We start from the raw sequence: 12,407 nt of genomic DNA, 5'->3' as shown, positions 1-12,407 counted from the left end.
TCAATCGATTGATCTTATCGTAACGGATCGGAGAAATTTATTCTAAATCAATGCATTAACCTGTATATTAGCTCAAGCCGCTTGTGTTACGGGATTGCCGCTTTTGGATCGCTTCAACCTTACCGATATTTTAGGGCCTGCCGCTTTAATGGAGATGCCGCAGATAGCGGATCGCCTTCCCTGGCATATAACGCAAAATCTGCCGGAGTTTCTTTGGGCACAGGTCGCCACCCTTGGCCCCGAGTTTCGGATTGATGCGGGCATTGCTGTCCATGCTAGCGCTCGGGTCGAACCCGGCGCAATCCTGAAGCCGCCGGTGATCGTCGGGCCAAACGGCTTTATTGCCAGCGGTACCTATTTGCGCGGCGGCGTTTGGCTTGGAGCTGCGTGCGTGATTGGGCCGGGCGTTGAGATTAAAACCTCAGTCCTTTTCTCAGGTGGAAAAAATTGCGCATTTTAATTTTATCGGCGACTCGCTGATTGGCCCAAACGTAAACATGGAGGCAGGGAGTATTATTGCAAACCATCGCAATGAAAATCGAGATAAAGAAATAATGATCTATTTTGAAAATTATATCATTAAAACGGGCGTTGAGAAATTTGGGGCGGTGGTCGGCGCGCATTCTTGCATTGGCGCGAATGCGGTTTTAGCGCCGGGGACGATCATTTTTCCTGATACGAATGTCGAGCGGCTTGCTTTGATCGATCAAATTCCGAAATAGCAAAGCGTCCCTGCAACCCGCCCATCGCACTCTTCCTCTTTCGTTCATCGTCCCGGCGCGCTACGGTCCTGCCGGACCCGTGTGATTTAAGTGAGACTAGGATGACCGACGCTGGCGAAAGCACCCCTCCCGTCCCGACCGAGGCGACCCCGCAGCGGTTGTTGGCGTTTCGTGAGGAAATCGATCGGCTGGATACGCAAATCCATGACCTGCTGATGCGCCGGGCCGAGGTTGTGACCGAGGTTGGGGCCTGGAAGCGCGGTCAGAATGCCATTGTTCTGCGCCCGGCGCGGGAAGCCGAAATTATGCGCCGCCTCGCCGCCCGGCATCAAGGCCCGCTCGCTTTTGGCGCGATTGCCCGCATCTGGCGTGAAATCATCGGCGATATGACGATGATGGAAGGCAAATTCACCATTGCCGTCTACCTGCCCGAAGGCGATGGGGTTTATTGGGATTTGGCGCGCGACCATTTCGGCGTGCTGCCCGCCCTGGCGGTCCATCTGTCGGCGGGATCGGTGTTGCGGGCGGTGAGCGACGATACCAGCACGCTCGGCGTTCTGCCGTGGCCGCAAGAAGGCGATTCCGACCCCTGGTGGCAATATGTGCAGCGCGCCGACGATAAATCGCCGCGCATTGTGGCGCGTTTGCCCGCCTATGGCCCGTCGAACGCCCCTTCGGCGCTGGTGATTGCCCGCGCGCCGATGGAAGCTTCCGGGGAGGACCGCAGCTTCCTTGTGGTTGAGACGCTAAAAGAAATCAGCCGCACGCGGTTGCTGTCGCGCGCCGGGGCCGCTGGGTTCACGGTCGAATGGATTACCGATCAGCTCGATAAACCCGGCCTGCCGGGGCTGCATTTGATCGAGGTCGAAGGCTTCGTCACCGAGGATGATCCGCGCCTGCACGCGCTCCACCGTGATAATCCCGATGAAATCGGCCAACCGCGCGTGATCGGCGGCTACCCGATGCCGCTGCGGCGCAAATAGCCTCCTTCCTTTCCGGTTAGAAAAGTTACTCCCATGAGCCAAGCTCCTATTCCGCGCCCCGGTATTCTGGATATCGCCGTCTATGTCAGCGGCGCAAATCAGGTCGGGGCGACGACGACGCTGAAACAGCTTTCCTCCAACGAAGGCGCGCTGGGGCCGAGCCCGGCGGCGGTTGCCGCGTTGCGGGCGATGGCGGGCGACATGCACCGCTACCCCGATGGCGGCAGCACGGCCCTGCGCGCGGCGCTGGCGACGAAACACGGGCTCGACGCCAGCCGCATCGTCTGCGGGGCCGGGTCCGACGAGTTGATCGCCCTGCTGCTGAAATCCTACGCCGGGCCGGGCGATGAAGTGCTCTACAGCCAGCACGGGTTTTTGATGTATCCGATTGGCGCAAAAACCGTGGGGGCAACGCCGATTGCTGCGCCGGAAACGGGCCTGCGCACCGATGTCGATGCCATGCTGGCCGCTGTCACCCCGCGCACCCGCGTCGTGTTCGTCGCCAATCCGAATAATCCCACTGGCTCCTATTTGCCGCCGGAGGAAATTGCGCGCCTGCACGCGGGGCTACCTGCGGAAACGCTGCTGATTATCGACGCCGCCTATGCCGAATATGCCGAAGGCCGCAATGATTACACGGCGGGAATCGAGCTGGTCGAGGCGCACCCGAATGTGGTGATGCTGCGGACTTTCTCGAAAATCTATGCGCTGGCGGCACTACGCCTCGGCTGGGCCTATTGTTCCGCGCCGGTCGCCGATGTGCTGAACCGCGTGCGCGGGCCGTTCAATGTGAGCCTTTCGGCGCAGGTCGCCGGGGTGGCGGCGGTTGAGGATACGGAATTCCTCGCCCGCTCCCGTGCCCATAACGAGGCGTGGCTGCCGTGGTTGACGGAAAAACTGACCGGCCTTGGCCTGTCGGTCGCGCCCAGTGCGGCCAATTTCGTGCTGGTCCGCTTCCCTGAGACGCCGGGCAAAACCGCCGCTGAGGCCTGGGACTATCTGGCCCAGCGCGGCGTGTTGATCCGCAAGATGGCCTCCTACGGGCTGCCCCATTCTTTACGCATTTCGGTCGGGCCGGAAGACGAGCTTCAGGAGGCGGTGCGCCTCTTGGGCGAGTTCCTCGCAGCATGAGCCTAAGCCCCTTCAACCGCGTGCTGATCGTCGGCATTGGCCTGATCGGCAGTTCGTTGGCGCTCGCCCTGCGCAAGGCCGGGCTCGCCCGCCAGATTGTTGCGCTCGACCATACGCCGGACCATGTGGCCGAAGCCCTGAGCCTCGGCCTAGTCGATGCGGCGGGGGATGATCCTGCCCTCGCCGATGGGGCCGATCTCGTCATTCTCTGCGTGCCCGTGGGGGCCTGCGGCAAGGTGGCGGCCAAGCTTGCGCCCTATCTTGCGCCGGGGGTGATTCTCACCGATGTCGGCTCGGTCAAGCAGGCGGTGGTGCGTGATGTCGCGCCGGTTCTACCGGAGGGGGTGCAGTTTATCCCCGGCCACCCAATTTCCGGGACCGAATATTCCGGCCCAAGCGCCGGGTTCGCCGAGCTTTTCGAGGGCCGTCACTGCATTCTCACGCCGACCGAAACCGCCGACCCGGCCGCCGTCGCGCGCCTGCAAGCCGCCTGGGAGGCGATGGGCAGCCTCGTCACAATCATGAGCGCCGAGCATCACGACCGGGTGCTCGCCATCACCTCGCACCTGCCGCATCTCATCGCCTATACCATCGTCGGCACCGCCACCGATCTCGAAGAGCATATGCAGCAGGAAGTGATTAAATATTCGGCGGGCGGCTTTCGCGATTTCACCCGCATCGCCGCGTCCGACCCGATTATGTGGCGCGATGTGTTCCTGAATAACCGCGAGGCGGTTTTGGAAATGCTCGGGCGGCTGCACGAGGATTTGGGCCTGCTCGCCCGCGCCATCCGCATCGGCGACGGCGCGACGCTGGAAGAAAAATTCACCACCACGCGCGCCATCCGGCGCGGGATTATTGCGGCGAAACAGGCTTAGAGTGATTGGCTGCGCGCCAATCACTCTAAGCGCTTGTTTTGGTCCGCAAATGCGTCGTCGGGGGCGAGTCCGCCCGCTCGGGATTTGCTCTAGTTTTGCGCAGGTTTTTGGGGCGCTGAACGTCAAAAATCGAGACCAGCCGCAGGGCACGCTTGCCGATATCGCCTTGGTAGGGGTCGAGAATCGCCTGGGCGCTGGCGTCCCACACCGTCCAATGCTTCCACAGTTCGGTTTTTAAGGTGACATAGGTCCAGATGATACCATCCTGGGTCAGATCATCGAAACCGAGCTTCCCTAAACGGCGTCCGGCACTCAGGGTAATGCCGAAGTGCGCGAGAGCCGAGCGAAGTTGAGGGTGTTTGACGCTCGAAATATTATTGTCGGGGAACAGTATCGTGCGGGCGTCTTGATAAGAAACACCGGCAATCATGGCAACGCAGGCAACCCCGCACCCCTGTTCATCGATTTGAGCAATTCTTTTCATGCTTGGGGTCTCTTTGGAGGTTGTTCAGGCCAATATATTGAATCTGAATTATATTTTCTATATCAGAATCCAACGCCCCCAATCGCCCGCGCACAGAAATTCCCCCCGACCTCGGTTGACCTGACGGCCGCGTTTCGGGCGCTCGAATCGGGCCGAAATAAGCGTAGGAAGGCTTGCCATTCGCCTGGAAGACAGGTAGTTTGAGCGCATCGTTCACTTTTTGTTTCGGAGCGTGCCATGAGCCTCAATACCTATCTCACCTTCGGCGGAACCTGCCGGGAGGCGATGAGCTTTTACGCCGAATGCCTGGGGGTGGAGCTTGAAATGATTGCGCCCTTCGCCGGTACCCCCGCCGAAGCTGAGGTTCTCCCTGAGTGGCGCGATAAGATCATGCACGCCTCCTTGCGGTACAATGGCGTTGCGCTCATGGCGTCGGACGGGATGGGGCCGGGTGCGGTGGCGCATCAAGGTTTCAGCATTTCGGTGCAGGCGACCTCGATTGACGACGCCGAACGGCTGTTTGCCGCACTCGGCGCCGGTGGCACGGTGACGATGCCGCTGGAAGAAACCTTCTGGGCCATCCGCTTCGGCGTGCTTACCGACCGATTCGGCGTATCCTGGATGATTAATCTCGACCGCCCGATGTAGCACTTGGCGGGGTGCGGGAGGCGCTCAGTCCAGCCTCCCGGGCCGCATCGAGCCAACGGCGGAACTCTGCAAGCTTTGGGATAAGGTCGTTGAAAAAGGCATTGCCGAAAGTGTCGGTCATGGTGGCCATGTCCGGCCCGAGCGCGGCAATCGCCGCCTCCCGCGCTGCCCGTCCCGCCTCGGTTAGATAGACGCGCTTGCCGCGCCCATCCTCAGGGTCCGGGGTGATGGTGACGAGATTTTTCTCCGCGAGTTTCCGGACCACTTCCCCCATGCTGGCTTTCGTTACCTGAAGCGCGCTCGCCATCCGCACGAGGCTGCGCCCATCGCCCATCCGCACCAGATGATTGAGCGCGGTGAACTGGGCGAGGCTCATGCCTAGGGGCATCACCTGTTCAAACCGCCGCCCGGCCAGTTGGGCGATAATCCCAATCTCGTTGAGCACTTGAAAAGCGGGCGGCGGAGGATTGGACATTAGAAAGCCATCGAAAGTTTCGGCCCGGGGGCGATCAGCGTCGCCGGATCACGCCGGGGGGCGGGAGAGACCTCCGGACCATAGCCGATCCGCGCGATCATCTGCACCCGTTCTGGCGCTTTACTGTCAAGTTCGGCGAGCAAGCGTTTCAGCGCGCCCGCCATTTCGGGATATTCCTGCAAAAGCTGGCTCATTGGGTGCAGGGCAAGGCCCGCCTGAGTAACGCTGAGGGCGAGGCGTTGATAGGCCCGCCCGGCGGCAATTTGATCCTCGCGGCGGTTACCGGGCGTGGTGAACCAGACCAACGCCGGGGTGCCGTCGGTCATGGCTTTATACAGGTCGAGCCCGGCTTGAAAACTGTTGCTGGTGGGATCGGCCAGGGCTTCCCGCGTGATAATCCCGGCGCGGCCTAACACTTCGATCATACCGCCGCCAAGGTCGATGCCGTCGCGGTATTGAGCGATTTCCGTCGACCCAATCCGCATTAGCTTGACACTTTCCATATAGGTACGCGGCAACCGAGTTTCGATCTCCATGCCCTCATAGAGCAGCCCGCGCAGCCGGGCCACGCGGTCCGGAGCGGCTGTGGCCTCCACGCGCACGTCGGCGGTGCTGAGCGCGGTAAGGGCGCGCAACTGGCCCTCGCTGGGCAGGCGCTTGGCGTCGAAGGGTTCCTTTACACTGCGGCGCAGGGTAATCGCGGCGGCCAGCGGATCGGCAGAACCGCCCGCGCTCAGGTGAATATCGGCGACGGGGCGGTGATCGATGCCATCAGCCCCGAAGCTACCCTGAGGAAACAGGCTCACCGCGCAGCGATAGCCTACCAGCCCCGCCCCGAGCACGAGGGTTTCGAGAAAACAGCCCTGACCAATAACGATCTGACGGCTGAACGGGTCGGTCTCGGGCAGCAGGCGGCTACGGTCCACATACAGACGCATCCGGTCATCGCCGACCAATTCGATCAACCAGGATTGCAGATTATGGGGATTGGGGGCGAGCACGGCATAGGACAGCGCCCGTTCGCGCACATCCTGGCCCTGGCCTGCGGTCCGCCAGGGGGTGATCGCAGCGTCGGGAACTTCCGGGATCAGGCTCACCCCGACCCCTCCGGCAACTGCGGCAGTGGTCAGGGCTGCAAAGCCCCCGAGGGTCCATTTCAGAAAGCGACGGCGGTTGGCGTGAGGCATGATCGGTTCCATTGATAAGGGTCCATACTAATAGTATGGCTCCTTACTATCCCTCTATGTCAAGCCTTTCTGACCGCGCTCCAAGTTCGCAAGATTTATCAAAGCCGCTTATGCTTCTCTCAACCGTGAGAGGAGAGGGTGTATGACAGAGACAGCTTACGAAGCCCGTATTCTGCGGGTTGTCGATCATCTCTGGGCCAACCTTGATGCGCCTTTAGACCTGGACCGGCTGGCGGATGTGGCCTGCTTCTCTCCCTATCATTTCCACCGGCTTTATCGCGGGATCACCGGCGAAACGGTGGCGGAAACGGTGCGACGGCTCAGGCTGCACCGGGCGGCAGGCGCGCTGTTAGCGTCCGAACGCCCGATTGCCGAAATCGCCGCGACGGCGGGATATGGCAGCCAAGCGGCGTTCACCCGCGCCTTTGCCGCCTACTATGGGGCCTCGCCGGGCTTCTATCGTCAGTCGGCGGCCTCGCCAGATCAGTTGGAGGAAAAAATGGTTCCCGTTGAAACGCTGCGTTTACCCGCCCTGACGTGCCTTGCCTTGGCGCACGTTGGGCCGGAGCAGCACATCGATAAAGCCTTCGAGAGGTTGGCGCTTCACGCCGCGCCGCGTGGGTTGATGACGGAGACGACGCGATTTTTCGCGGTCTATTACGACGATCCCACCCTGGTGCCCGCCGAAGCCTTGCGCGCACACGCCTGCCTCACGGTGCCGTCGCACACACTGGCAGAGCCACCGCTGGAACGTCTCGCTTTAGGCGACCGGCGCTATGCGGTGGCGCGCTTTATCGGCCCGTATGCTGAATTGGAGCGCGCCTATCAGTGGCTCTATAGCACGTGGTTCCCGACCCAAGGGATCGAGCCGGGCGACGCGCCGTGCTTGGAGGAATATCTGAACGATCCCAAGCAGGTGCCTCCGGCCGAGTTAGAAACCCTAATCTATATTCCCTTGGCAGAAGAGGGCTCTCGGGAATGAGCCTTCCGCCCTACGAAGCGCGCATTCTGCGGGTCGTCGATCATCTCTGGGCCAACCTTGATGCGCCTTTAGACCTGGACCGGCTGGCAGAGGTTGCCTGCTTCTCGCCCTATCATTTCCACCGGCTCTATCGCGGGATCACCGGCGAAACGGTGGCAGAAACGGTGCGGCGGCTCAGGCTGCACCGGGCGGCGGGGCAACTCGCGCAGTCGAACCAACCGATTGCCGATATCGCGAGCCGCGCCGGATATGGCAGCCAAGCGGCGTTCACCCGCAGTTTTTCTGCCGATTACGGCGCCCCGCCGGGGCTGTACCGCCTGAGAACTACCTCTCCCAACGCGATGGAGGATAAGATGCTACCGATTAATTTCGTCACCCTGCCCGATCTGGCCTGCGCCGCCGTGGCGCATCGCGGCTCTTATATGGAAATCGGCAAAGCCTTCGAGCAGGTCTCGATCTATGCCGGGACGCGCGGGCTGATCGGGCCGCAAACGCGGATGTTCGGCGTCTATTGCGACGATCCGAGTGCCGTGCCCGTGGCCGACTTGCGCTCAGAAGCCTGCCTGACGGTCCCGCCCGGCACGGAAGTTTCTGCGCCCGCCCATGCACTCACCATTGCCGGGGGGCGCTATGTCACGGCGCTGCACACTGGCCCCTACGCTGAGTTGGAAAAAGCCTATCAGTGGTTCTTCGGCGACTGGCTGCCGACCAGCGGCCAGGAGCCCGACGATAAGCCCTGCCTGGAAGAATATCTCAACGACCCCCGCAGTCTGCCGCCAACCGAGTGGCAAACGCTGATCTATGTGCCGCTGAAAGGCTAAGCCGGGCTTCCGGGGAGTTCCCCCCCCCCTCACTCAGCCTCCGCCCGATGCAACCACCCGTTCACCGTCCAGCGCCCATCGAGCGGATCGGGGGACGGGCACTGCACCCGTGTGACCGTATGCAGGTGGGTCGATTGGAAAAACACTAGGGAATTATGCGTCGGATCAATGCGGGTAAAGCTGAGGTCGCCGCCGCCGGGCGGGTCGAACAACAGCAAATCGCCGCCCGTGAAGCGCCGGGGCAGGCGATGGAAATAATAGATGAAGGTTACTTGCCGCGCCCAAGTTGGCGCGTCGGGATTGGCGGCAGCGTCGCTATGCACACTAAAGAAGCCGCCGTCGCTATGCCCCGTCACCTGAAGTTCACGCCGACCAACCGCAAAGGGCGCAAGGCCCAACCGAGGCAGAATCTCGGCGCGGGCGATCACCTCCTCAAGCCAGGGCAAAAACCAGGCGCGCACCGAATCGGCCCGCTCTAAGAGCTGCGCCACCCGCGTTTCCCCATCGACGCGCGGCTGGGTTCCGCCGGTATAAACGCCGGCGGGCGTGAGGCTCGCGCTGTCGTCGGTGAGACTCCGCCACAGGCGTTCTTGTTGGTCGGCGGAGAAAACATCGGTAAGCTGCGCGAAAGGCGTCGGGCCGCGCGCGCCCTCCGGCAACGGTGCGCCAGTAAAAATCGCCGCGCCCGCTTGGGCCGCCCGGTCGTCAGGATCGGCGTCCAGCAGCGCCCGATAGGCCTCTGCCGCCTCGGCCCCGCGTCCAAGCCCACGAAAGAGACTTGCCCGGCGATGCAGGCCGGTCCGATCCGTTGGGGTAAGACGCCGCTCCAGCCCAGCCAGAAACTGTTCGAGCACGGCGGGCTGCGTCATCCGTTCCACAAAGGCGGGCGGAAGAGGGGGAGAGGCGGGGGCGTCGGTCATTCAGAGCCTATCGAAGCGAAAGGAGCACAACAGCACTATAGGCTACCCAAACCGCGCGCGCTTTAAAACCGAAGCGCAAGAACCGGGAGGGCGACGGCGGCCCGCGCGGGCACAGTGGGGCCAGTCATTCCCGAGAGGAGCCCCCCCCATGAGTTTCCGCATTACCGGCTTATCCCCCGAACCTTTTTTACCGCTCTACGGCCTGTCCGACGCGGCGTTGCGCGACCGGGGCGTGGTTCGGCGCGCCGTCGACATATCCCCCGGCTACCCGGAGCGGATCGAATTGCGCGACGCCGCCGTGGGGGAAAACCTGCTGCTGCTCAATCACACCTATCAGCCCGCCGACTCGCCCTATCACGGGCGTCACGCGATTTTTATCCGCGAGGGCGCGCGGGAGGCCGCAAGCTTTACCGATGACGTGCCCGACGTGATGCGCCGCCGCACGCTCTCGATCCGCGCCTTCAACGCCGATCATTTCATAATAATGGCGGATTTGGTCGCAGGGGCCGAGGCTGATACCGCCATCGAACGGCTGCTCGCCCTCCCTGGCGCGGCCTATCTTCACGCCCATTATGCGAAATACGGCTGCTTTGCCGCGCGCATCGACCCGGTCTAAACCATTTCGTTTCGCTCAAAATCCAAGGGGAATCTGAAAATTTATTGCTCGCCTTGCGCGATATCGGGCATGCTCACGGATGCGTCAACCGGACGCAGTATGCTAGAGGAAACAGGGCGTGCGAGCATGAAAATCGCAGTACTCAAAGAACGCCGGCCTCATGAGCGGCGGGTGGCCGCTTCCCCCGAGACGGTTAAAAAATTCATCGGCCTGGGTGCCAGCGTGACGGTGGAAACCGGCGCGGGCGACGGGGCTTTTTTTCTCGATGAGGCCTATCAGGCCGCAGGCGCGACGATTGCCGCCAGCGCCGCCGAGGCCGTAACCGATGCCGAGGTGATCCTAAAAGTCCGTCGCCCCTTGGCGGCCGGCGAAGGGGACCTAGACGAACTTGCCCTGCTGAAGCCGGGGCAAGTCGTGGTCGGGCTGATGGATCCCTACGGCGGGCAGGCGGATGCCCTGGCCGCAACGGGGGTTACGGCGATTGCGATGGAATTCGTGCCGCGCATCACCCGCGCGCAGGTGATGGACGTTCTGTCCTCCCAAGCCAATCTTGCCGGATATAAAGCCGTCATCGAAGCCGCATCGGTTTTCGCCCACGGGTTTCCGATGATGATGACCGCCGCCGGAACCGTTCCCCCCGCCCGCGTGCTGGTGATGGGCGCGGGCGTGGCCGGGCTGCAAGCGATTGCCACCGCGCGCCGCCTGGGCGGTATCGTGTCGGCGACCGACGTGCGCCCGGCGACGAAAGAACAGGTGGAAAGCCTGGGCGCAACCTTCGTGGCCGTGATCGACGAGGAATTCCAGCAGGCGCAAACCGCCGGTGGCTACGCCAAGGAAATGAGCGCGAGCTATAAGGAAAAGCAGGCGACCCTGATCGCCGAGACGATCAAAAAGCAGGATATCGTCATCTGCACCGCCCTTATTCCCGGCCGCAAAGCCCCGATTTTGGTGACGGAAGCGATGGTGAAAAGCATGAAGCCGGGCTCAGTGATTGTCGATCTGGCGGTCGAGCAAGGCGGCAATTGCGAGCTTGCGGAGTTCGCACAAATCGCCGTGAAGCATGGGGTTTCGATTATTGGCCATGCCAATATGCCGAGCCTGATTGCCTCCGACGCGAGCGCCCTCTACGCCCGCAATCTGCTGGCGTACCTCACGCCGCTGGTCGATAAAGAGACGAAGAAACTCACCCTCAATGAAGACGACGAGATTGTGAAGGCCAGCCTGATCGCCAAGGGCGGCGCGCTGGTCCATCCGTCGCTCGTCAAGCCCGTAGCCTGAGGTGCGCCATGTCTCCTGAAGAATTTCAACGCGCCGCCTCGGGCGTTGCCGACCAAGCCCAAATGCTTGCAGGCGAGATCCAGGCCCTCGCACTCAACGCCAAAACCGTCGCGGCCACCGCAGCGGCCCACGGCGGCGTCGATCCCGCGATTTTCGGCCTCACGGTCTTCCTTCTCGCCTGTTTCGTCGGCTATTACGTGGTGTGGAAGGTAACGCCCGCGCTGCATTCGCCGCTGATGGGCGTGACCAACGCCATTTCCTCCGTCATCATTGTCGGCGCGCTGATTGCCGCCGGGCCTGCCGATATTAGCTTTGCCAAAGTGATGGGCTTCTTCGCCGTCATTCTGGCCAGCGTGAATATCTTCGGCGGCTTCATCGTCACGCATCGCATGCTGTCGATGTTCAAGAAAAAGACGAAGTAGGGGGGCGCGACCATGTCTGAAAACCTATCGGCGCTGCTCTATCTCGTCGCCTCCGTCTTGTTCGTGCTATCGCTGCGGGGGCTCTCCAGCCCGCAAACGGCGCGGCAGGGCAATCTCTTCGGCATTGTCGGGATGGCGATTGCCATTATCACCACCCTCGCCGGGCCGCATGTGCTGAGCTACTGGCTCATCCTCGTCGCTATTCTCATCGGCGGGTCGGTCGGCTCCTTCATCGCCTGGCGCATCCAAATGACGGCGCTGCCGCAGTTGGTGGCGGCTTTTCACAGCCTCGTCGGGCTTGCGGCGGTGTTCGTGGCGCTCGCCACCTTCTCCGCCCCCGACGGCTACGGCATTACCGATGCGAACGGCATTAAGCTGATTAGCCGCATCGAAATGGCCATCGGCCTTGCCATCGGGGCCGTGACCTTCACCGGCTCGATCATCGCTTTCGGCAAGCTCCAGGCGCTGATTTCCGGCAAGCCCTTGGTGTTTCCGGGGCAGCATCTGCTGAACGCGGGCCTTGGGATTGCCATTGTCGGGCTGACCGTGTGGTTCTGCATCGATCAAAGCTGGATGGCCTTTATCCTGCTCTGCCTCGTCTCGCTGGCCCTTGGGTTTCTGCTCATCCTGCCAATCGGCGGCGCGGATATGCCCGTGGTGATTTCGATGCTGAACAGCTATTCCGGCTGGGCGGCCTCGGGCATCGGCTTCACACTGCATAACAATCTGCTGATTATCACCGGGGCGCTCGTCGGCTCCTCCGGCGCGATTCTGTCCTACATTATGTGTAAGGGCATGAACCGCTCGATCTTCAACGTCATCCTTGGCGGCTTCGGCACCGATGGCGGCAGCGCGCCTGC

General features: G+C 62.0%; 16 protein-coding genes. 12 read left to right on the top strand and 4 right to left on the bottom strand.

The genetic code is table 11. The features are described 5' to 3' along the window. Window positions 1-103: 103 nt before the first annotated feature. From VZ95_RS25350 to VZ95_RS08430, 5 genes are all read left to right on the top strand, one after another. Complete coding sequence (locus VZ95_RS25350) at window positions 104-460, top strand: LbetaH domain-containing protein (protein WP_198148171.1); 357 nt, start codon at window positions 104-106, stop codon at window positions 458-460. Continuing rightward, window positions 438-722 carry an LbetaH domain-containing protein gene (locus VZ95_RS08445; protein ID WP_198148170.1) on the top strand — a complete coding sequence of 95 codons (285 nt, stop codon included), beginning with the start codon at window positions 438-440 and terminating at the stop codon, window positions 720-722. The genes VZ95_RS25350 and VZ95_RS08445 overlap by 23 nt, the downstream gene beginning before the upstream one ends. A gap of 101 nt (window positions 723-823) precedes the next feature. After that, the gene (pheA, locus tag VZ95_RS08440) at window positions 824-1,705 is read left to right on the top strand and encodes a chorismate mutase (protein ID WP_052711609.1); all 882 of its coding nucleotides are present in this window, start codon (window positions 824-826) and stop codon (window positions 1,703-1,705) included. Between the two features lie 33 nt (window positions 1,706-1,738). Then, window positions 1,739-2,836: a histidinol-phosphate transaminase gene (gene hisC, locus VZ95_RS08435; protein ID WP_045775458.1), complete on the top strand. Its 1,098-nt coding sequence runs from the start codon at window positions 1,739-1,741 to the stop codon at window positions 2,834-2,836. Beyond that, on the top strand, window positions 2,833-3,714 hold the full coding sequence (locus VZ95_RS08430) for a prephenate/arogenate dehydrogenase family protein (protein WP_045775457.1): 882 nt from the start codon (window positions 2,833-2,835) through the stop codon (window positions 3,712-3,714). Before hisC ends, VZ95_RS08430 begins: the two co-directional genes overlap by 4 nt. 25 nt (window positions 3,715-3,739) lie before the next feature. On the opposite strand, the gene VZ95_RS08425 is transcribed toward VZ95_RS08430, so the two are convergent. Further along, on the bottom strand, window positions 3,740-4,198 hold the full coding sequence (locus VZ95_RS08425) for a cysteine peptidase family C39 domain-containing protein (protein WP_045775456.1): 459 nt from the start codon (window positions 4,196-4,198) through the stop codon (window positions 3,740-3,742). Between the two features lie 237 nt (window positions 4,199-4,435). On the opposite strand from VZ95_RS08425, the gene VZ95_RS08420 reads away from it, so the two are divergent. Continuing rightward, the gene (locus VZ95_RS08420; protein WP_045775455.1) at window positions 4,436-4,846 is read left to right on the top strand and encodes a VOC family protein; all 411 of its coding nucleotides are present in this window, start codon (window positions 4,436-4,438) and stop codon (window positions 4,844-4,846) included. On the opposite strand, the gene VZ95_RS08415 is transcribed toward VZ95_RS08420, so the two are convergent. Further along, entirely contained in the window at window positions 4,824-5,321 is a 498-nt protein-coding gene (locus VZ95_RS08415) for a MarR family winged helix-turn-helix transcriptional regulator (RefSeq protein WP_045775454.1), read from the bottom strand. The two genes, VZ95_RS08420 and VZ95_RS08415, sit on opposite strands and share 23 nt — an antisense overlap. Next, window positions 5,321-6,508: an Acg family FMN-binding oxidoreductase gene (locus tag VZ95_RS08410; RefSeq protein WP_045775460.1), complete on the bottom strand. Its 1,188-nt coding sequence runs from the start codon at window positions 6,506-6,508 to the stop codon at window positions 5,321-5,323. Before VZ95_RS08410 ends, VZ95_RS08415 begins: the two co-directional genes overlap by 1 nt. Window positions 6,509-6,650: 142 nt before the next feature. Here VZ95_RS08410 and VZ95_RS08405 point away from each other — a divergent pair, with 142 nt between their 5' ends. Together VZ95_RS08405 and VZ95_RS08400 are read left to right on the top strand one after the other, a co-directional pair. Then, entirely contained in the window at window positions 6,651-7,490 is an 840-nt protein-coding gene (locus tag VZ95_RS08405; RefSeq protein WP_045775453.1) for an AraC family transcriptional regulator, read from the top strand. Next, window positions 7,487-8,311 (top strand): AraC family transcriptional regulator, encoded by an 825-nt coding sequence (locus VZ95_RS08400; protein WP_045775452.1) that lies wholly within the window; start codon window positions 7,487-7,489, stop codon window positions 8,309-8,311. The genes VZ95_RS08405 and VZ95_RS08400 overlap by 4 nt, the downstream gene beginning before the upstream one ends. Before the next feature lie 29 nt (window positions 8,312-8,340). Here the strand turns inward: VZ95_RS08400 and VZ95_RS21790 are convergent, their stop codons facing one another. Beyond that, a complete protein-coding gene (locus VZ95_RS21790; RefSeq protein WP_084627659.1) occupies window positions 8,341-9,231 on the bottom strand; it encodes a 2OG-Fe(II) oxygenase in 891 nt (296 codons plus the stop codon). Between the two features lie 148 nt (window positions 9,232-9,379). Here VZ95_RS21790 and VZ95_RS08390 point away from each other — a divergent pair, with 148 nt between their 5' ends. The 4 genes from VZ95_RS08390 to VZ95_RS08375 all read left to right on the top strand — a co-directional run. Continuing rightward, window positions 9,380-9,847, top strand: a complete 468-nt coding sequence (locus tag VZ95_RS08390) for a DUF1203 domain-containing protein (protein ID WP_045775451.1) — start codon at window positions 9,380-9,382, stop codon at window positions 9,845-9,847. A gap of 126 nt (window positions 9,848-9,973) precedes the next feature. After that, entirely contained in the window at window positions 9,974-11,125 is a 1,152-nt protein-coding gene (locus VZ95_RS08385; protein WP_045775450.1) for a Re/Si-specific NAD(P)(+) transhydrogenase subunit alpha, read from the top strand. An 8-nt stretch (window positions 11,126-11,133) separates the two neighbouring features. Further along, window positions 11,134-11,547, top strand: a complete 414-nt coding sequence (locus VZ95_RS08380) for an NAD(P) transhydrogenase subunit alpha (RefSeq protein ID WP_045775449.1) — start codon at window positions 11,134-11,136, stop codon at window positions 11,545-11,547. 12 nt (window positions 11,548-11,559) lie between these two features. Continuing rightward, window positions 11,560-12,407 (top strand): NAD(P)(+) transhydrogenase (Re/Si-specific) subunit beta (locus tag VZ95_RS08375; RefSeq protein WP_045775448.1); only part of this gene is annotated, 848 nt, incomplete at its 3' end.

The sequence above is a fragment of the Elstera litoralis genome (assembly GCF_000963705.1).
GTDB lineage: Bacteria > Pseudomonadota > Alphaproteobacteria > Elsterales > Elsteraceae > Elstera > Elstera litoralis.
The sequence above is the reverse complement of the archived record's forward strand: the minus strand, read 5'-3'. Positions and strand labels throughout refer to the sequence as shown.